This is a genomic window from Streptomyces sp. 5K101, assembly GCF_046506645.1.
Classification (GTDB): domain Bacteria; phylum Actinomycetota; class Actinomycetes; order Streptomycetales; family Streptomycetaceae; genus Streptomyces.
In genome coordinates this window covers 289,144-308,416 of record NZ_JBKFFO010000010.1, presented here as the reverse complement: position 1 = coordinate 308,416, position 19,273 = coordinate 289,144, and the positions used below count along the sequence as shown (strand labels likewise).

Genomic DNA, 19,273 nt, shown 5'->3' with positions numbered 1-19,273 from the left:
ACGTCGTCGAGCAGGCCTTCGCCCTGCTCCACCAGTTCAAACGGCTCGCCGTCCGCTGGGAACGCCGCACAGAACTCCACGACGCCTTCGTCTCCCTCGCCTGCAGCCTCATCTGCTGGCGACGCCTCAACAAGCCCGACTCATGATCCTGTTACGAGCTCGTAGGGGATTTTCACCTCGATACCTTTCCGTACGGTGCACCGCACCCACCGCACGAAAAGGCTCCGCAGGCGGAGAACGGCACGCCGAATAAGCCCACCGGGGAATTCCGACGCGCCTGAACAGTGCCGCTCATCTGCACGCGAGCAGGGATCGGACCACCTCGCGAGCGCGGCAGCGGATTAGGGATCGAGAGACTGATGCCCCGTCAACCACTGGGACATAAAGGACAAATAAGTAGCTGATGCACGGTCACTTCGCCCCTTTCTTCCCGTCGCTCGCGCGCGCGTTCCCCGGTGGTGTATAACCGCGGCTCGGTTCCACGTGGACCCGCTTCCGCAGGGGATTGCGGAACTCCGGAATCCCGGCGTTCCGGACCGGTCATGCGCGGCGTCGGTCACGAAGAGACGGCAGTCACTGATCCGAGGGGGGCGGGCCTGCCGCCCGTCGGAGTGCGGTCGCGGCGGACGTCCGCGGCCGCACCCGGTGGGGCAATGCCCGCGTGGACACGGTCAGTTGCATACGAGGGATGGGGCATGAGTCCGAGAAGAACCCGCGCACCGCGGTCGAACAAGGCACGACGCACGGTCTGGCTGGTGACGGGAGCCGTCGTTCTCGGAGGCGGCGGGGTGACGGCCGTGGCCGTCACCGGTTCCTCCGAGGACGCGGGCGCCGAGGCCGGCGGACGTCCGGCCACGGCGCACGTGCTGTCGCTGGACGGCAAGGACCCGAAGAAGCGCGAGCTGCCGCGCACCGACACGCAGACGTTCTCGCTGGTCGGCGTCTCCTGGGAGGACAGCGCCGACGCCTTCGAGGGCACGGCCCAGATCCGTACCCGCAGTGCGGACGCGGGTACCTGGTCCGACTGGCGCGACCTCGAATTCGGCGTCCAGGCACCGGAGTCGGCGGAGGGCGACACCTCCGGCGTGCGCGGCGCGTCGGAACCGCTGTGGGTGGGGGCCTCCGACGCCGTCGAGGCACGGGTCGTCGCCGACGGCGAGGAGACCGCGGTGCCGAAGGCGCTGCGGCTCGACATGATCGACCCGGGCACCACCGACGGGGAGACCGTCAAGGACGGCACGGGACGGCCGGCGAAGCCCGAGCGCTCGAAGTCCCCCGGCAAGCCGACGGCGCAGCCCTCCGAGCCCGCGGCGTCGGCCCCCGCGCTCGCAGAGAGCACCGGCGGCGAGCCGACGGCCGAAGTGCCCACCACCGAGCCGTCCGAGGCGCCGGCCGAGCCGAGCGACGCCCCGGCCGAGCCCGCGCCGTCCGTCAGCGAGGAGCCCACCGGATCCGCCGAGCCCGAGCCCGAGCCGAGCACGACGCCCGCCGAGCCGTCGCAGCCTGCGCCGTCCGAGGAGCCGACGGTGGCTCCGTCGCCGAGCGAGCCCTCCTCCGAGCCGCCGGCCGAGTCCTCGGCCCCCGCGGAGCCGACGGCCTCGCCGTCGGAGCCGGCCCCGTCCACCGGCGCCACGGACGTTCCGACCGCCGGCCCGAGCGGCACCCCGGCTCCGAGTGAGAGCACGTCCGCGCCCGGCGCGCCCGCGATCGTGAGCCGGGCCGAGTGGGGCGCGGACGAGTCGCTCGTCCAGGACCCGCCGACGTACCTCACCAAGGTCGACGCGGTGTTCGTGCACCACACGGCCGGTACGAACGACTACGACTGCACCGAGTCGCCCGCCATCATCCGCGCGATCCTCACGTACCACGTGAAGACGAACGGCTGGAACGACGTCGGCTACAACTTCTTCGTCGACAAGTGCGGCACGGTCTTCGAGGGCCGCGCGGGCGGCGTCGACAAGCCCGTGCAGGGCGCCCACACGTATGGCTTCAACAGCTACTCGTCCGGTGTCTCCGTCCTCGGCGACTACGAGAACGGCGGTACGCCGACGGCCGCGGCCAAGCAGGCCGTCGCCGACCTCTCGGCCTGGAAGCTCGGCCTGCACGGCGTCGACCCGGAGGCCCGGGTGACGCTCACCGCGGCGGCCGACACCGGGGTGTGGAAGAAGGGCGACAAGGCCACGCTGTACACGATCTCCGGACACCGTGACGGCTACGCCACACTGTGCCCGGGCAGGACCCTGTACTCCGCGCTGCCGGAGATCCGCACGGCGGCGGGCGCATCCCGGTACGCCGCGGGCTGAGCCGCCGGCTGCGGCAGCGGGACGTCCCCACGTACCCCGCGCCGAGCCGGCAACTGCGGTGCCGGGCGTCCCCCCGCACCGAACCGGCAACTGCGGTGCCGGACGCGCTCGCGCGCCGAGTCGGTGCGCGCCAAGGGGCGGCCGGCGCCCCACCCGGGCGCCGGCCGCCGCTCGCGTTCCGGGAAGACCCCCGTCAGGGCTGGGCGCGCGCCTTGCGGGAGAGGGCCGCACGCAGCACCCGGCGGCCCTCGGTGACCAGGTCCATGGCACGGCGCAGACCGGCGCTGCCCTCGGTCACCAGGAGGATCTCCAGGATCTGTATCTGGCGCCGCTCCTCCCCCGCGACGAGGGGCCCGTCGGGCCCGTCGTCGCCCTCCGGCGGGTCGAGCTCCCGGTGGACCTCGAGCGCCAGGGCGGAGCACGCCGTCGCCCACTCGGTGAGGCGGTCGGCCGCCCACTCGGAGGGCGCGGCACCGATCATCTGCCGTACCGGGGCGGCCGCTCCGTCCGCCTCGGGCACGGTGTCGAGGGCGGCTCTGGCCGTGGCGAGCCGCTCTGCCCAGCCGTCCTCACCCGCGGCGATGCCGGACCACAGCGGGCGGAGCACGTCCATCTCGTCGACGAGCAACGGCAGACAGCGATCCAGGCAGGCGAGCCCGCTCGCGGCGAGAGCGCGCTCATCCGCCTCTGCGATCAGTTCCGTCAGGCTCTTGGACGTCATTGGGACGCCTCCCATCGCGGACGAAGTCACGCCTCATACTGCGCCCGATGGCTCGATTGCGTCACTCTGTGACTGAAGTCCAATACTCAACGAATTCTTCCGGCGCTCGTCAGCCGTGCTCAGCCCAGCTTCTGCGCCAGGTCCGTGAAGGACCGCCAGTCGCGCGCCGGCGGCCTCGGGTCCCAGAGTTTCTGGGCGGTCGCCTGGAGCGGCCTGCGGATGCCCGCCGCGACCTGGGCCTGGGTCTGGGCGTTCGCGAGGTCGCACCAGACGGCGAAGCGGCCGCCCAGGATCTGCGACGAGTACCTCTCCGGCACCGGCTGGGTGCCGCGCAGCACCAGCGGGGTCCACTGCTCGTAGATGCGGCGGCCGGTGGGGTACGTGAACTGGTTCGGCTCGCCGAGCACGTAGTAGAGGTACTCGTCGTTGAGGTTCACCAGCCTGCGGCCCTCGGCCAGGTACTCGGCCGGCGGGCGGGCGCCGATCTCCCGGCCCGTCCAGTACTCGACCTCGATGCCCTTGTCGGCGGTGACCACTCCCCCGGCGAAGAACCCGTCGTTCCACGCCTTGGGCCGCTTCTTCTGGTCCCGCACCACGGCCGCGCGGTCGTTCAGCCAGCCCTCAGCCAGGTCCTGGACGCCGGCCCCGGCGCCGTACTTCTCGCGGGCGGCCGTCGTCAGCTGCGGGTACGAGGCGGCCGGGTCGCTGACGGTCAGCGCCTGGTACTCGTCGGCGCCGACGTGGAACCACGCTCCCCGGAACAGAGCCGTGTACTCGCGCAGCAGGTCGTCGACGATCCTCGCGGACGCGGGGTTCGAGATGTCGATCGCGCCCTGCCGGGGCACGCCCCGCACGTTGCGGAGCTGGAGCTGCGGATGGGCGCGCAGCACGGCGCCCAGGTGTCCGGGCGAGTCGATCTCGCCGAAAACGGTGATGTGCAGCCGGTCCGCGAGCGCCAGGATGCGGCGGACCTCGGCCTTGGTCAGATGCGGATCGGAGACGATCTCGGGGTGCGAGTCGGACTGGATGCGGAAGGCCTGGTCGTCGGAGAAGTGCAGACCGAGCTGGTTCAGCTTGAGGTCGGCCATCTCGCGCAGCCGGTCCTCTATCCAGCCGGCGGTGAAGTGCTTGCGGGCGATGTCGACGTTCAGCCCGCGCTGGGGGCGGTCGGGCCGGTCGCGTACGACGCCTTCGGGCATCGCGCCGCCGGAGCGCACGGCCTGCTTGAGCGTGCGGGTCCCGTAGAAGACGCCGGCCTCGTCGGGGCCGGTGATGCGGACCCGCCCGCCGCGGGTGGTCAGGGTGTACGACTCGGGGGCGCCGCCGCCCGCGAGCGCCAGTTCCACGTCGCCGGAGCGGGGCGCGTTCGTGCCCCGGAAGCCCAGCTTCAGCTCCTGGGCGATCAGACGGCCCTCGTCCGCCAGCTCCTCGCTGCCCTTGGCGACCACGACGGCGCTGCCCGCGGTGCGGCTCCAGCCGGGGCCGCGGGCGGCCTGGTGCTCGCGCACGGAGGGGATGGTGGCGGGCGGTCTCGACAGGGCGTAGCTGCGGGTGGGGCTGGGCGTGGGGGACGGGGTGCCGGCTGCGGCACGGTCCGGGGACGGAAGCGGTGCGGCCGGTCCGGCTTCGGAGCAGCCGGTCACGGTGACCGAGAGAACGGCGACGGCCGCCGCTGTCGCCGCGGTGACCTGCCTCTTTCGCGAACGCCTCATCATGCGCAAAACCTCCCGGAAGCGGATGAACCCGATCGAAGTACACGCATGTCCTCTCCAGCCTCCACCCCTGGCGTCTATCACATGAGTCCAAACTCTCCCGTCCGGGTGAAATTCGCGCATCCGTCGGACAGCGCTCGATACGCATCGATAGCGTTACGACTCATCTTTCCCTCCCTTTCCAGCCGTCCCGCTGGCCCTTCGAGGAGTCCCCGCTGTCCAGCGATTCCCCCGCCGGCGTCCCCGAGCGACCGCCGGCGCTCCGCTCCGCCCGGAGCGCTCTCGCCCCTTCGCCCATACCGCCCCGGCGCGGCACGCCGACGGGACTCGCCCACTTCAACGGCGTACCGGCCGAAGCCGCCGAAGCCCTCCTGCTGACCTGCTGCGGAAGCCTCCGCTGGGCACGCCGGGTCGCGGCCCACCGCCCCTACCCCGACCTCGACGCGCTGCTGGCGGCCTGCGACGAGGCCGGGTACGACCTCTCCCCCACCGACATGCACGAGGCGCTGTCCCGCGAGACCTCGGCCGGGCTGCACCCGGGCGCACCCCAGGCGGCCCACACCGCGCTCGCGGCCGCGCATGCGGCATACGAGAGCCGATTCGGACACGCGTTCGTCATTTGTCTCGACAAGTACGGCCCGCACGAGCATCTCGATCAGCTGCTCGCCGGTATTCGCAGCCGGCTCTCCCACGAACCTGACGAAGAACGGTCCGTTTCCGCCGACGAAATGCGCGCCCTCGCGCGCTCCCGCGTGGCCCGCGCCATGGCCGGCCGCCCGTAGCCCGACGTCCGGGCGATGTCCGGGCGACGTCGGAGCGATGTCCGAAAGGCGCCGCGTCTAGCCCGTCCGGGCATTTTGGCTGCCTGTTTGATCACACCTGTGGACCCCGCGCGAGCGAACCGACAACACGTCGCTACGATGGCCGGGGCCGGTGGACCGTACCCGGCCGGGCCAGACCGACACCCGCTGTACTTGACTTCGAGTAGAAGATGACGGCAGGCCCCAATCCCCGCTCCCGGAGGGTTCTTCCGTGCCGGCTGGAACGCTGTACCGCGGCCGGGAAGGAATGTGGTCCTGGGTGGCTCACCGAGTCACCGGCGTCCTCATCTTCTTCTTCCTGTTCGTACACGTGCTGGACACCGCGCTCGTCCGCGTCTCCCCCGAGGCGTACGACGAGGTCGTCGCCACCTACAAGACGCCGATCGTCGCGCTGCTCGAATACGGCCTCGTCGCCGCGATTCTCTTCCACGCGCTCAACGGCCTGCGTGTCATCGCCGTGGACTTCTGGTCCAAGGGCCCGCGCTACCAGAAGCAGATGCTCTGGTCCGTGATGGCCGTCTGGATTGTGCTGATGGCCGGAGCGCTGTACCCGGTGCTCGGCCACGCCGCTCGTGAACTGTTCGGGAGCTGAGGCGAGAGATGTCCACTGATTCCGCAATCGGCGAGGTCGAGGGCGGCCGGGTCTACGACGCCGACAACCCGGCCCCGTACATCGAGGCCCCGCGCAAGCGCACCAAGAAGACCCCGAAGGCGACCCGTGGCAACTTCGAGATGGCCGCGTGGCTCTTCATGCGCCTCTCGGGCGTCCTCCTCGTCGTCCTGGTCATCGGCCACCTGCTGATCCAGCTGGTGCTCGACGGCGGCGTCTCCAAGATCGGCTTCGCCTTCGTGGCCGGCCGCTGGGCGTCCCCGTTCTGGCAGACCTGGGACCTGCTGATGCTGTGGCTTGCCATGCTGCACGGCGCCAACGGCCTCCGCACCGTCATCAACGACTACGCGGAGCGCGCGAACACGCGCCTGTGGCTCAAGGGCCTGCTGTACACCGCCACGGTGTTCACCATCCTTCTGGGCACGCTGGTGATCTTCACCTTCGACCCGAACATCCGCTAGGCACGGGGCTGAGGTAATCCACTCATGAAGATCCACAAGTACGACACCGTCATCGTCGGCGCCGGTGGCGCCGGCATGCGCGCCGCCATCGAGGCGACCAAGCGCAGCCGCACCGCCGTGCTGACGAAGCTCTACCCGACCCGCTCCCACACGGGCGCCGCGCAGGGCGGCATGGCCGCCGCGCTCGCCAACGTGGAGGAGGACAACTGGGAGTGGCACACCTTCGACACGGTCAAGGGCGGTGACTACCTGGTCGACCAGGACGCCGCCGAGATCCTGGCGAAGGAGGCCATCGACGCCGTCCTCGACCTGGAGAAGATGGGTCTGCCGTTCAACCGGACCCCGAACGGCACCATCGACCAGCGTCGCTTCGGCGGCCACTCCCGCAACCACGGCGAGGCCCCGGTCCGCCGGTCCTGCTACGCCGCGGACCGCACCGGCCACATGATCCTCCAGACGCTGTACCAGAACTGCGTCAAGGAGGGCGTGGAGTTCTTCAACGAGTTCTACGTCCTGGACCAGCTGATCACCGAGGTGGACGGCGTCAAGAAGTCCGCCGGTGTGGTCGCCTACGAGCTGGCCACCGGTGAGATCCACGTCTTCCAGGCGAAGGCCGTGATCTACGCGTCCGGCGGCACCGGCAAGTTCTTCAAGGTGACCTCCAACGCGCACACCCTCACCGGTGACGGCCAGGCCGCCTGCTACCGCCGCGGTCTGCCGCTGGAGGACATGGAGTTCTTCCAGTTCCACCCGACGGGCATCTGGCGCATGGGCATCCTGCTCACGGAGGGCGCCCGCGGTGAGGGCGGCATCCTCCGCAACAAGGACGGCGAGCGCTTCATGGAGAAGTACGCGCCCGTCATGAAGGACCTCGCCTCGCGTGACGTCGTCTCGCGCTCCATCTACACGGAGATCCGCGAGGGCCGCGGCTGCGGCCCCGAGGGCGACCACGTCTACCTGGACCTGACCCACCTGCCGCCGGAGCAGCTGGACGCCAAGCTCCCGGACATCACCGAGTTCGCGCGGACGTACCTCGGCATCGAGCCCTACACGGACCCGATCCCGATCCAGCCGACCGCGCACTACGCCATGGGCGGCATCCCGACCAACGTCGAGGGTGAGGTCCTCAGCGACAACACCACCGTCGTCCCCGGCCTGTACGCCGCCGGTGAGGTCGCCTGCGTCTCGGTGCACGGCGCGAACCGCCTGGGCACCAACTCGCTGCTGGACATCAACGTCTTCGGCAAGCGGGCGGGCATCGCCGCCGCCGAGTACTCCGCGACGGCCGACTACGTCGACCTGCCCGAGAACCCGGCGTCGTTCGTCGAGGAGCAGGTCGAGCGCCTGCGCAACTCCACCGGCTCGGAGCGGGTCTCGGTGCTGCGCAAGGAGCTCCAGGAGACGATGGACGCCAACGTGATGGTGTTCCGCACCGAGCAGACGATCAAGACCGCGGTCGAGAAGATCGCCGAGCTGCGCGAGCGGTACCTGAACGTGTCCATCCAGGACAAGGGCAAGCGGTTCAACACGGACCTGCTGGAGGCCATCGAGCTGGGCAACCTGCTCGACCTGGCCGAGGTCATGGCCGTCTCCGCCCTGGCCCGCAAGGAGTCCCGCGGCGGCCACTACCGCGAGGACTTCCCGAACCGCGACGACGTCAACTTCATGCGCCACACCATGGCGTACCGCGAGGTGGGCGACGACGGCTCCGAGACCGTCCGTCTCGACTACAAGCCGGTCGTCCAGACCCGCTACCAGCCGATGGAGCGTAAGTACTGATGGCTACCCCCGTCATGGACAAGGCCGAGGCGGTGGCCAAGGCCGCCTCCCCGTACATCACGGTCACCTTCCGGATCCGCCGCTTCAACCCCGAGATCTCGGACGCGGCGGTCTGGGAGGACTTCCAGATCGAGATCGACCCGAAGGAGCGCGTGCTCGACGGTCTCCACAAGATCAAGTGGGACCTGGACGGCACGCTGACCTTCCGCCGCTCGTGCGCGCACGGCATCTGCGGCTCGGACGCGATGCGGATCAACGGCAAGAACAGGCTCGCCTGCAAGACGCTGATCAAGGACATCAACCCCGAGAAGCCGATCACCATCGAGGCCATAAAGGGCCTGACGGTGATGAAGGACCTCGTGGTCGACATGGAGCCCTTCTTCCAGGCGTACCGGGACGTCATGCCGTTCCTGGTCACCAAGGGCAACGAGCCGACGCGTGAGCGTCTGCAGTCCGCCGAGGACCGCGAGCGCTTCGACGACACCACCAAGTGCATCCTGTGCGCCGCGTGCACGTCCTCGTGCCCGGTGTTCTGGAACGACGGCCAGTACTTCGGCCCGGCGGCGATCGTCAACGCGCACCGCTTCATCTTCGACTCGCGCGACGAGGCGGGCGAGCAGCGCCTGGAGATCCTCAACGACAAGGACGGCGTGTGGCGTTGCCGCACCACGTTCAACTGCACGGACGCCTGCCCTCGTGGTATCGAGGTCACCAAGGCGATCCAGGAAGTGAAGCGCGCGCTGATCACGCGCCGCTTCTGATGCCACGGATGCCACGGATCCTCAGGTGACGTGGCGTCAAGGGCCTCGACTCCGCCCGTGGAGTCGAGGCCCTTGCCCGTATCGCCGTACGGGCTTCACCGACCGGGGGCGGACCTGGCAGGATCGGGGGACGTCTGACGTGACGCAGCAGGAAAGCGGGGACGACGAGATGACCGAGCCCAATCCGTACAAGGACGGGGAGCCCGAGTACCAGTGGGGGCCGACGCAGCCGCCGGGGACGCCGGCGTACGGCTACCCGAACGCGGCGCCGGGCTACGGGTACCCCCAGGACCCGCATCCGTCCTACGCCCAGACGCAGCCCGCCGGTGTGCCGGTGCCGGTGGCGGGCGGCGTGCCCGCCCCGACGGGTGGTCAGCCGCTGGTCTCGATCGGCGACATCACCGTCATGGGGGACTCGATCGTGACCCCCGCCGGCTCGATGCCACTGCGCGGCGCGGTGTGGAACGCGACGGACATGTCCCGCACCGAGGAGAAGATCCCGACGCACGCGATCGTGCTCGCCATCGTCTTCTTCATCTTCTGCCTGCTCGGCCTGCTCTTCCTGCTGATGAAGGAGAAGCAGACGACCGGCTTCATCCAGGTCACCGTCACCAGCAACGGCAAGCACCACTCGACGATGATCCAGGCGCGCGGCCCGGAGACCTTCCAGCAGGTGATGGGGCAGATCAACTACGCGCGCTCGCTGAGCAGCATGTAACTCCGAGCAGCAGGTGGGCGGCGGCCGCGGCACCCGCGTGCGCCCAGTTCGCCGGCGCGCCGATCCGGTGGAAGCGGACCTGGTCGGTGGTGATGCGGGCGTAGGCCCCCGAGTCGGTGAGGTCGCCGTCCTCCCTGCCGCCGATGCCCTCGATCCAGTACTCCGCGCGCAGGCCCCACTCGGGCAGCTCACGGACGGCCGGCGGATACGTGTCGTCGACGCAGAGCCGCAGCTTCGCAGTCCAGCCGCGCACCGCCGCCAGGGCGTTGAACTGGTACTGGCCGAGGATGTGACCGGCGAAGCGGTTGGAGTACGTCCCGGTGGTGCGCTCGGCGTCGGTGAGGGGATACACCTCGCGGTGCGCCTGCTTGAACGGCTGGGTGACGCCGAGCCGTTCGAGCCGGTCGCGCCAGGCCGCGATCTCGTGCTCGGGCCGCCCCACCGGATGCCACAGCTCGACACGGGCCCCCGCCTCCGGGACGTGGACGGCCTCGCCGTCGATGGTGCGGATGTCCGTGCCGTCGAACGCGACGGGTGTGTCGCCGACCAGCCAGATCAGCCGGCGGGCGAGGGCGCCGACGAGCGGGTGGTCGAGGAAGCACGCGCGCCAGCTCCGGAACTCCCAGCCGCGGCGGGACAGGAACAGCCGGTCGAGGCGCTCCGAGACGGCCGTGAGCATCCTGTCGATGTCCTTGACCGCGGCGCGCAGCTCCTTGACCTCGTCGGGAAAGTCGCGCCGGACGGCGGCGGGTACGGACTTGACCGTCTTGCCCGCGGCGGTGCGCCAGGTGAGGACCGCTCTGCCGCCGTGGACCTCCAGGACGGCGGTGCTGTCGCCCAGTCGCCGCTCGCCCCGGCCCACTTCGGTGAGCCCGTACGAGGGGACGGCCAGCTCTGCCATGTCCTCGCGGGTCAGGCCGAGCGCCTCGGCCTTGGCGTCGAGCGCGGCGCCCAGCTGCTTGAGCGTGCCCTTGTACGTCACCCGGGTGGACAGCCGGGCAAGTTCGGCGAGCGCGGCGTCGCCGTCCGCCAGGGACAGGGCGGTCACTCCCGCGTTCGCCACCTTGGGGGCGCGGGGGCCGACACCGCGGACCTTGCGCAGCGCGGTCTCCACGAGGGCGCCGAGCGCGCGGGCGATGTCCTGCGACGGCGGCAGCAGCGCGGCGAGCCAGGCGAGGCCGCGCAGCGCGTCGGTGTTGTACGGGTCGAACAGCGCGTTGTGGTCGTGGTCCCCGGGGTCGACGTACAGCGGGTGGGTGCGCGGCGAGCCGGTGTGGTCGAGCCAGTCGAGCACCAGGCGGCGGGCGGTCTCCGCGCCGAGCTCGTCGATCAGCGCGGCCGCCGTCGTGTTCCACGCGGCGGACGGCTTGGCGGCGGTGGCCTGCTTCAGGTGCATGAGCAGCCGCCGGACCGGGTCCCCGAGCTCGGCGGCGTCGGCCATGGCGCGGTCCGCCCAGGCCTCGCCCGGGTTGAGCACCGGGTCGTCTGACAATCGGCCGCGGCGGGGCAGCTCTGCGCGCTTGGCGGTTTCCCCGTCGTGGCCGACCTCCCACCATGCTCGCTTGAACATGTTCAAAAGAGGGCCTACAGTCATACCCACACGCATTTGAACGTGTTCAAGGGAGGGTGGGGAATGGACCTCACTGTTGTCGCGTACGTCTCGTACCTGCTGATCAGCGTGGCGCTCACCGTCTGGGTCGCGCGCACTCTCAGCCGGAACGGCAGGGTCTTCCTCGCCGACGTCCTCAAGGGGAACGAGAAGCTCGCCGACGCCGTCAACCACCTGCTGGTGGTCGGCTTCTACCTGGTGAACCTGGGCTTCGTCGCCCTCTATCTGAGGTCGTCCGAGGCCGTCACCGACGCACGCGGCCTCCTGGAGGCCCTGTCGGTGAAGATCGGCGTCGTGCTGCTCGTCCTCGGCGTGATGCACCTCGGCAACGTGTACGTGCTCAACAAGATCCGCCGACGCGGTGTCATGGAGCGCGAGCAGACCCCGCCGGTCGGACCGCAGGGCTGGACCCGGCAGTCCTCCGCCGACCCGTGGAAGGGACCGGCCGCCGGTCCCGCCGGGGCGTGACGGCGGTGGCCGCCCCGGTCCGCGCACTGACCGTCCTCTACGACGCGAACTGCCCCCTCTGCGTCCACCTGCGCAGCTGGCTGCCGCGGCAGCGGCAGCTCGTCCCGCTGCATGCCGTACCCGCCGGATCGGTGGAGGCGCGGCGCAGGTATCCCGAGCTCGATCACGCCCGGACGCTGCGGGAGATCACCGTGATCGGCGACAGGGGCCAGATCTACACCGGCCAGGCCGCCTGGGTGGTCTGCCTGTGGGCGCTGGCCGAGCACCGGTCCAGGGCCCACTGGCTGGCCACCGCCGCAGGGGCGCCGTTCGTCCGCGTCACCATGCTCGCCGCGGCGAAGTACCGCGAGGCAGTGAGCCGTCCCGGCACCGCGTCGCCCTGCGCGGAGCAGTGCGCCGTCCCCCATTAGGCTCGGTCACCGTGACTGATCCGAAGGACCCCACCGAGGCCAAGGCTCCCAAGAGCGAGCAGACCCGCGCGCTGATCCTGGAGACGGCACTGCGTCTCTTCCAGGAACGTGGTTACGACAAGACCACGATGCGGGCCATCGCCAAGGAGGCCGGCGTCTCGGTGGGGAACGCGTACTACTACTTCGGCTCGAAGGAACACCTCGTCCAGGGCTTCTACGACCGGATCGCCGCCGAGCACAGGGCGGCGGTCCGGCCCGTGCTGGACAAGGAGACCGACCTCGAGGCCCGGTTGGCCGGGGTGCTGACCGCCTGGCTGGACATCGCCGCGCCCTACCACGAGTTCGCGGCCCAGTTCTTCAAGAACGCCGCCGACCCGGAGAGCCCGCTCAGCCCCTTCTCCCCCGAGTCGGAGCACGCCCGCGAGGAGGCCATCGCGGTCCACCGCGAGGTGCTGGCCGGGTCCAGGTCCAAGGTCGCGGAGGAACTGCGGGAGATCCTCCCGGAGTTGATGTGGCTCTCCCAGATGGGCCTGGTCCTGTACTGGGTGTTCGACCGCTCCGAGAACAGCGAGCGCAGCCGGCGGCTGGCCGTCCGCGGCGCCCGCCTGACCAGCCGCGGAGTGGCGCTCGCCCGCTTCCGAGTGCTGCGGCCCCTGGTCCACGAGGTGCACGAGCTGTTCACGGACTTCCTGCCCGGGATGGCGCAGAGCGTCGCCGCCCGCAAGGCGGGTGGCGGCGGCTCGCATTCCGCCTCCGCCTCCCGCACCGCGAACGACGAGGACTGAGCGTCCGGCGGGTCTCGGTGGGCCCGCCCGGGCCGGTGCCGTCGAGCACCGGACGCCGGTCGTGGCCGCCCGGCCGGTGCCGTCAGGCCTGGCGGGAGGCCAGCTCCACGACGGTGATGTCGGACGAGGCCCCGACGCGCACCGGCGGGCCCCACGCGCCCGCGCCGCGGGAGACGTACAACTGGGTGTCGCCGTACCGCTCCAGACCCGCGACGGTGGGGTTGGCCAGGCCGGCGAGGAAGTTCCCCGGCCAGAGCTGACCGCCGTGGGTGTGCCCGGACAACTGGAGGTCCACGCCCTGCTCGACGGCGTCGTGGATGACGACGGGCTGGTGCGCGAGGAGCACGGACGCGCGGGAGCGGTCCCGGTCGCCGAGCGCCTTCGCGAAGTCCGGGCCCTGCCCCTCGCTCTCGCCCGCGACGTCGTCGACGCCGGCGAGGTCGAACCCGCCCGCGATCTCGACGCGCTCGTTGCGCAGCGGCCGCAGGCCCAGCTCGCGGACGTGGTCGACCCACGCGTCCGCGCCCGAGAAGTACTCGTGGTTGCCCGTCACGAAGAACGCGCCGTCGCGCGAACGGAGCCCGGCGAGCGGCTCGGCGGCGGACCCGAGGTCGGCGACACTGCCGTCGACGAGGTCGCCCACGACGGCGACGAGGTCGGGCTGGGCGGCGTTGATGGTGTCGACGATGCGCTGTGTGTGGGCGCGGCCGAGGATGGGCCCGAGGTGGATGTCGCTGACGACGGCGATGCGGTACCCGTGGGCGGCGCGGGGCAGCTTGGCGAGCGGAACGGTGACGCGCTTGACGCGGGGGCCGCGCAGTACGCCGTACGTGCCGTACCCGACGGTCCCGAGCGCGGCGGTGGCGGCTGCGCCGCCGACGACCCGCGCGACGAACACCCGCCGCGAGAGCGCCCCACGGGCCGCGTCGCCGGATACGGCTGCGCCCGCGGACGTGGCGTCGCCGGTGTCCGGCGAGACGACGGTCCCGGTCGCCACGGCCCCGTCGCCGGAGGCGGGCACGAGGCCGTCCGTACGGGTCCCCACGGACGTGGCGTCGCCGGTGTCCGGCGAGACGACGGTCCCGATCGCCACGGCCCCGTCGCCGGACGGGCTCACCTGCCCGGCAGGAGCAACGGCCCCGGCCTCTGCGCGAGCGCCACCTGCAGCCGGCGAGACGACGGTCCCGGTCGCAACGGCCACGTCGCCGGAGGCGGGCGCGGGGCCGTCCGTACGGGTCCCCGCAGACGCAGTGCCACTGGCGGCCGGCGAGAAGAGGGGTCCGGCGGGGGACGGGGCGCGGCCCGCGAGGAGGCGGGTCAGCAGTGGGCGCACCGCCTCGCCCGCCACCAGCGCCAGGACCAGGTACAGCAGCACCGCGAGCCACAGGAAGCCGGGCCAGGCGAGCACCCGCTGCACCGAGAACGGCACGCCGACGCGGCCCGACATCAGCGCGCCGAGCGACAGCAGCGGCAGCACCCAGAGCACCGCCGTACCGACCCTGCGGGCGGTCCCGCCCGGCGCGGTCGTGTCGCGCACCAGGCGACGCCACACGTACCAATGCACCCCTGTGAGCAGGGCGACGACCAGAATGATCACAAGCACCACGACGGCGACCACGAACGCGTTCCCCTACCCCTTACGTGCGCTCACGGCGCAATGCGCGCAGACCGCGCAACCCGATGATGCCGATGATCGTCCCCAGGACAAAGGACGTGATGGCGAGCAGCAGATGGACCCAGAAGTACCCGGTCGGGTCGCCCGCGTCGTCGAACGCGAGCCCACTGGCGTCCCGCCACAGGTTCTTGACGAAAGTGATCCAGATGAACCAGCTCCAGACCCCGAACGCGAGCAGGAACCAGGACACGCGGCGGCTGAGCTTCATGAGTCAAGTATCGCGGGTGTCCACCGACCGGGCCTCACGGGGTGCTCTGTCCCGGCGTCGCTCCCGGCGGGTCACCGGGCCGATCTCCATATTGTCGACGGCGCCCTGTACGTTCTCGTCCGTGTCTGCTCTGTCTGCCGCCCTGAAACCGTTCGCGAGAAGGGCCGCGCTCGTCGCCGTGGCCTCCGCGATGCTGCCCGCCCTGACCGCCGCGCCCGTGTTCGGGGCGACGCTCGACGACAAGCCGGGCCGGAAACAGCCCAAGCCGCCGACCACCATGTCGACCGTCGGAGGAGCCCAACTGGGCAAGCCGGGCACGCAGGTCAGGCTCGGCGCGGGCGCGCCGGTCCTGCCGAAGGACGTCAGCGGCCGTTCGTGGATCGTCGCGGACGCCGAGAGCGGCGACGTGCTCGCCGCCCACAACGCGCACTGGCGGCTGCCGCCCGCCTCGACCATGAAGATGCTCTTCGCGGACACGGTGCTGCCCAAGCTGTCCAAGGACACCGTCCACAGGGTGACCTCCGAGGACCTCGCGGGCGTCGGCGACGGCAGCAGCCTCGTCGGGGTCAAGGAGGACCAGACCTACACGGTCCACGACCTGTGGCTCGGCGTGTTCCTGCGCTCCGGCAACGACGCCGTGCACGTGCTGGCGGAGATGAACGGCGGTATGGACAAGACGATCCACGACATGCAGGAGCACGCCGACGAGCTGCAGGCACTGGACACGCGCGTCGTCTCCCCGGACGGCTACGACGCGCCCGGCCAGGTCTCCTCGGCGTACGACCTCACGCTCATCGCCCGCAGCGGCATGCAGAAGAAGGACTTCCGCGAGTACTGCTCCACGGTCCGCGCGGCCTTCCCCGGCGAGCAGAAGGAGGGCGAGAGGCGCGAGTCGTTCGAGATCCAGAACACCAACCGCCTGCTGACCGGGGCGGTCGGGATCGAGCCGTACAAGGGCATCGCCGGCGTCAAGAACGGCAACACCACGCACGCCGGAGCGACGTTCACCGGTGTCGCCGAACGTGACGGCCGGGTCCTGCTCGTGACGGTCATGAACCCGGAGTCCGAGGAGAGCCAGGCCGTCTACAAGGAGACCGCCCGGCTGTTCGACTGGGGTTTCGCGGCGGCCGGCAAGGTGACCCCGGTGGGAGAACTGGTGCCGCCGAAGTCGGCCGATACGGCTCCGAGCGAGCCGGTCAAGGACGGCAAGGGCGCACCCGCGAAGCCCGTGGCCGCCGGACAGCACGGCTCGGGCGGCATGGGCGTCGCGCTGGCCGTCGCGGGCGGCGTGCTGGCGCTGGTGGCCGCGGGCGCGTTCCTGGTCAAGCGCCGTTGGCCGCTTCCCGAGCGGATGCGCCGCTTCCCGCGCTCCTGACCTCCTCGCCGTCGCCGCCGCCCGCGCTCCTGACCTCCTCGTCGTCGTGGCCGCTCCGCGTCGCCGTCCAGGCGGCGCAGAACAGCAGCAGTCTGGCGGTGAAGTTGATCCAGAGCAGGAGCGCGATCGGCACGCCGAACGCGCCGTACACGCTGCGGGTCGCGACGCCCTGCATGTAGCCGCCGAGCAGCAGCTTGAGCAGTTCGAAGCCGACCGCGCCGATCAGACCGGCCACGACCAGCCGACGGCGCGGCGGCTCCACACCGGGCAGCAGCGTCAGGACGTAGAGCAGGATCAGGAAGTCGGCGAGCACGGCGACCGCGAGGGCGGCGATCCGCAGCAGGACACCGCCGGTCCCGCCCTCCTCCAGGCCGAGCCGCTGCGCGCTCCAGCCGACCGCCGTGGACCCGAGCGCGGAGGCGGCGAGCGAGGCCAGACCGATGCCACCGAGGCCGACCAGCACGCCCGCGTCCTTGAGCTTGCGGACCAGCGGATTGCCCTCGTCCTGGTCGTCGAGCTCCCACACGGCCCGCAGACAGTCCCGCATCGAGCCGACCCAGCCGATGCCGGTCAGCAGCAGCAGGGCGCCGGCGACGGCCCCCACCGTGCCCGCGTTGGCGACGAGGCCATTGATGTCGAGCTGGTCGGAGATGCCCGGGACCTGGGCGGAGAGCTTGCTCTCCAGGGTGTCCAGCGCCTCCTGGTCGAGCAGCGCGGCGCCGATCGCGGCGGCCACCGTGATCAGCGGGAAGAGGGCGAGGAAGCTGAGGAACGTGACGGCCGCGGCCAGCCGTGTCCAGTGCACCCGCTCCAGGGTCTCGTAGCTGCGCCAGGCGTGGGTGCGCATCAGGCGGGCGGCGAGCGGGCCGACGACGGGGAGCTTGATCAGCCAGTCCATACCGTACGCCTACCCGGCGAGCGCGCCGCCAGTGCCCCCGGCCCGCCCGGCGGTCGCGCGGTCAGGCGGTGGTGGCGCGCTCGTCGACCGGTGCGCCCTGCGCGGGGACTGCGGGCACGCCGCCCCCGAAGGCGAAGGTGCGGAGCTTGCGCCACACGCCGTCCGCGCCCTGCTCGTACAGGGCGAAGGAGGCGCAGGTCCACTCCGCGGCGTACTCCGACAGCTCCTCGTACGCCCGGTCCATCGCCTCCTCGGAGATGCCGTGGGCGACGGTGACATGCGGGTGGTACGGGAACTGCAGCTCGCGCACCAGCGGGCCGGACGTGTCGCGCACCCGCTGCTGGAGCCACGAGCAGGCCGAGCCGCCCTCGACGACCTGGACGAAGACGACGGGGGACAGCGGGCGGAAGGTGCCGGTGCCGGACAGGCGCATCCGGAACGGTCGCCCGGCCGCCGCCACGGCCGCGAGGTGCGCCTCCACGGAGGGCAGCGCGGCGGCGTCGACCTCGGTCGGCGGCAGGAGGGTGACGTGGGTCGGAATGCCGTACGCGGCGGGATCCCCGAAGCCCGCACGCCGCTCCTGGAGCAGGCTGCCGTACGGCTCCGGGACCGCGATCGAAACGCCGAGCGTTACGGTCCCCACGTCGTTCTCCTCCGTCTCGGTACGCGGGCTGCGGTCGGCAGCCTGCGCGGGTGTGCAGCGCCAGTGTGGCGGCTGTACCGCCGGTTCGGCCAGAGACCTTGGACACAGGTCCTCGGGCTCCCGCCTCCCGGCGGCCGTCCGGTGTGCGCTCGGTGCGCGTCCGGGCGCGCTCGGTGCGGTTTCCGGGCTCGCGGTCCTCGCGGTCGGTGCGCGGCCGCTCAGTGCTTGGCGGGCAGGAAGCCCACCCGCTCGTACGTGGTGGCCAGCGTCTCCGCGGCCACCGTGCGGGCCTTCTCCGCGCCCTTGGCGAGGATGGAGTCCAGCGTCTCCGTATCGTCCAGATACTCCTGCGTGCGGGTGCGGAACGGTGTGACGAATTCGACCATCACCTCCGCGAGGTCGGTCTTGAGCGCACCGTAGCCCTTGCCCTCGTACTTCCGCTCCAGATCGGCCACAGCCGTACCCGTGAGGGTGGAGTAGATGGTGAGCAGGTTGCTGACGCCCGGCTTCTCGACCGCGTCGAAACGGATCACGGTGTCCGTGTCGGTGACCGCGCTCTTGACCTTCTTCGCGGTCGTCTTCGGCTCGTCGAGCAGGTTGATGAGGCCCTTCGGCGTGGAGGCCGACTTGCTCATCTTGATCGACGGGTCCTGGAGGTCGTAGATCTTCGCCGTCTCCTTGAGGATGTGCGGCGCGGGGACGGTGAACGTGTCGCCGAAGCGGCCGTTGAAACGCTCGGCCAGGTCGCGGGTCAGCTCGATGTGCTGGCGCTGGTCCTCGCCGACCGGGACCTCGTTGGCCTGGTACAGCAGGATGTCCGCGACCTGCAGGATCGGGTACGTGAACAGGCCGACCGAGGCGCGGTCGGCGCCCTGCTTGGCGGACTTGTCCTTGAACTGCGTCATCCGGGACGCCTCGCCGAAGCCCGTCAGGCAGTTCATCACCCACGCCAGCTGCGCGTGCTCGGGCACGTGGCTCTGCACGAACAGGGTGCAGCGCTCGGGGTCGAGCCCCGCGGCGAGCAGCTGGGCGGCGGCGAGCCGGGTGTTGGCCCGCAGCTCGGCGGGGTCCTGCGGAACGGTGATCGCGTGCAGGTCCACGACCATGTAGAACGCGTCGTGCGACTCCTGCAGCGCCACCCACTGGCGGACCGCGCCGAGGTAGTTGCCGAGGTGGAACGAGCCGGCGGTGGGCTGGATTCCGGAGAGCACACGAGGTCGACTCTGCATGGCGGTGCCATTCCCCTGAGGGTGGTGGTGGGCGACGGGCGGGCGAACTGAGGCCATGCCCCACATTCTCTCAGGTATGGAACCGAT

19 protein-coding genes are annotated in these 19,273 nt (G+C 71.1%); 11 read left to right on the top strand and 8 right to left on the bottom strand.

What is annotated here, in order from left to right; all coding sequences use genetic code 11:
- Positions 1-695: 695 nt before the first annotated feature.
- Positions 696-2,303, top strand: coding sequence for an N-acetylmuramoyl-L-alanine amidase (locus ACLB9X_RS21330; RefSeq protein WP_410361961.1), 1,608 nt, complete (start codon positions 696-698; stop codon positions 2,301-2,303).
- A 193-nt stretch (positions 2,304-2,496) separates the two neighbouring features.
- Here the strand turns inward: ACLB9X_RS21330 and ACLB9X_RS21325 are convergent, their stop codons facing one another.
- Positions 2,497-3,024 (bottom strand): hypothetical protein, encoded by a 528-nt coding sequence (locus ACLB9X_RS21325; RefSeq protein WP_410361960.1) that lies wholly within the window; start codon positions 3,022-3,024, stop codon positions 2,497-2,499.
- 119 nt (positions 3,025-3,143) lie between these two features.
- Positions 3,144-4,739 carry a beta-N-acetylhexosaminidase gene (locus ACLB9X_RS21320; RefSeq protein ID WP_410361959.1) on the bottom strand — a complete coding sequence of 532 codons (1,596 nt, stop codon included), beginning with the start codon at positions 4,737-4,739 and terminating at the stop codon, positions 3,144-3,146.
- A gap of 212 nt (positions 4,740-4,951) precedes the next feature.
- Between ACLB9X_RS21320 and ACLB9X_RS21315 the strand changes: the two genes are divergently transcribed.
- The 6 genes from ACLB9X_RS21315 (at position 4,952) to ACLB9X_RS21290 (ending at position 9,886) form a co-directional block, all read left to right on the top strand.
- Complete coding sequence (locus ACLB9X_RS21315; protein WP_410361973.1) at positions 4,952-5,518, top strand: 2-oxo-4-hydroxy-4-carboxy-5-ureidoimidazoline decarboxylase; 567 nt, start codon at positions 4,952-4,954, stop codon at positions 5,516-5,518.
- Positions 5,519-5,768: 250 nt separating this feature from the next.
- Positions 5,769-6,149 carry a succinate dehydrogenase, cytochrome b556 subunit gene (gene sdhC / locus ACLB9X_RS21310; protein WP_177153346.1) on the top strand — a complete coding sequence of 127 codons (381 nt, stop codon included), beginning with the start codon at positions 5,769-5,771 and terminating at the stop codon, positions 6,147-6,149.
- An 8-nt stretch (positions 6,150-6,157) separates the two neighbouring features.
- Positions 6,158-6,628, top strand: a complete 471-nt coding sequence (locus ACLB9X_RS21305; RefSeq protein WP_410361958.1) for a succinate dehydrogenase hydrophobic membrane anchor subunit — start codon at positions 6,158-6,160, stop codon at positions 6,626-6,628.
- A gap of 24 nt (positions 6,629-6,652) precedes the next feature.
- Positions 6,653-8,407: a succinate dehydrogenase flavoprotein subunit gene (sdhA, locus tag ACLB9X_RS21300; protein ID WP_410361957.1), complete on the top strand. Its 1,755-nt coding sequence runs from the start codon at positions 6,653-6,655 to the stop codon at positions 8,405-8,407.
- Positions 8,407-9,168, top strand: coding sequence for a succinate dehydrogenase iron-sulfur subunit (locus tag ACLB9X_RS21295; RefSeq protein ID WP_410361956.1), 762 nt, complete (start codon positions 8,407-8,409; stop codon positions 9,166-9,168). The genes sdhA and ACLB9X_RS21295 overlap by 1 nt, the downstream gene beginning before the upstream one ends.
- A 169-nt stretch (positions 9,169-9,337) precedes the next feature.
- On the top strand, positions 9,338-9,886 hold the full coding sequence (locus ACLB9X_RS21290; RefSeq protein ID WP_410361972.1) for a hypothetical protein: 549 nt from the start codon (positions 9,338-9,340) through the stop codon (positions 9,884-9,886).
- On the opposite strand, the gene ACLB9X_RS21285 is transcribed toward ACLB9X_RS21290, so the two are convergent.
- Entirely contained in the window at positions 9,855-11,456 is a 1,602-nt protein-coding gene (locus ACLB9X_RS21285; RefSeq protein ID WP_410361955.1) for a DUF4132 domain-containing protein, read from the bottom strand. The two genes, ACLB9X_RS21290 and ACLB9X_RS21285, sit on opposite strands and share 32 nt — an antisense overlap.
- Positions 11,457-11,519: 63 nt before the next feature.
- On the opposite strand from ACLB9X_RS21285, the gene ACLB9X_RS21280 reads away from it, so the two are divergent.
- Genes ACLB9X_RS21280 through ACLB9X_RS21270 form a run of 3 tightly spaced genes read left to right on the top strand, consistent with a single transcriptional unit; the run spans position 11,520 to position 13,158 of the window.
- Positions 11,520-11,963 carry a hypothetical protein gene (locus tag ACLB9X_RS21280; protein ID WP_410361954.1) on the top strand — a complete coding sequence of 148 codons (444 nt, stop codon included), beginning with the start codon at positions 11,520-11,522 and terminating at the stop codon, positions 11,961-11,963.
- Positions 11,960-12,373 (top strand): thiol-disulfide oxidoreductase DCC family protein, encoded by a 414-nt coding sequence (locus ACLB9X_RS21275; protein ID WP_410361953.1) that lies wholly within the window; start codon positions 11,960-11,962, stop codon positions 12,371-12,373. The genes ACLB9X_RS21280 and ACLB9X_RS21275 overlap by 4 nt, the downstream gene beginning before the upstream one ends.
- An 11-nt stretch (positions 12,374-12,384) precedes the next feature.
- A complete protein-coding gene (locus tag ACLB9X_RS21270; RefSeq protein ID WP_410361952.1) occupies positions 12,385-13,158 on the top strand; it encodes a TetR/AcrR family transcriptional regulator in 774 nt (257 codons plus the stop codon).
- 82 nt (positions 13,159-13,240) lie between these two features.
- Here the strand turns inward: ACLB9X_RS21270 and ACLB9X_RS21265 are convergent, their stop codons facing one another.
- Both ACLB9X_RS21265 and ACLB9X_RS21260 read right to left on the bottom strand, forming a co-directional pair.
- A complete protein-coding gene (locus ACLB9X_RS21265) occupies positions 13,241-14,776 on the bottom strand; it encodes a metallophosphoesterase (RefSeq protein WP_410361951.1) in 1,536 nt (511 codons plus the stop codon).
- A gap of 19 nt (positions 14,777-14,795) precedes the next feature.
- Complete coding sequence (locus ACLB9X_RS21260; RefSeq protein ID WP_410361950.1) at positions 14,796-15,041, bottom strand: SCO4848 family membrane protein; 246 nt, start codon at positions 15,039-15,041, stop codon at positions 14,796-14,798.
- Positions 15,042-15,231: 190 nt separating this feature from the next.
- On the opposite strand from ACLB9X_RS21260, the gene ACLB9X_RS21255 reads away from it, so the two are divergent.
- Positions 15,232-16,416, top strand: coding sequence for a D-alanyl-D-alanine carboxypeptidase family protein (locus ACLB9X_RS21255; RefSeq protein ID WP_410361971.1), 1,185 nt, complete (start codon positions 15,232-15,234; stop codon positions 16,414-16,416).
- On the opposite strand, the gene ACLB9X_RS21250 is transcribed toward ACLB9X_RS21255, so the two are convergent.
- The 3 genes from ACLB9X_RS21250 to trpS all read right to left on the bottom strand — a co-directional run bounded on the left by ACLB9X_RS21250 (position 16,364) and on the right by trpS (position 19,186).
- Positions 16,364-17,314 carry a YihY/virulence factor BrkB family protein gene (locus tag ACLB9X_RS21250; protein ID WP_410361949.1) on the bottom strand — a complete coding sequence of 317 codons (951 nt, stop codon included), beginning with the start codon at positions 17,312-17,314 and terminating at the stop codon, positions 16,364-16,366. The genes ACLB9X_RS21255 and ACLB9X_RS21250 overlap by 53 nt on opposite strands.
- 61 nt (positions 17,315-17,375) lie before the next feature.
- A complete protein-coding gene (locus tag ACLB9X_RS21245; RefSeq protein ID WP_410361948.1) occupies positions 17,376-17,957 on the bottom strand; it encodes a 2'-5' RNA ligase family protein in 582 nt (193 codons plus the stop codon).
- A gap of 218 nt (positions 17,958-18,175) precedes the next feature.
- Complete coding sequence (trpS, locus tag ACLB9X_RS21240; protein WP_410361947.1) at positions 18,176-19,186, bottom strand: tryptophan--tRNA ligase; 1,011 nt, start codon at positions 19,184-19,186, stop codon at positions 18,176-18,178.
- Positions 19,187-19,273: the final 87 nt, after the last annotated feature.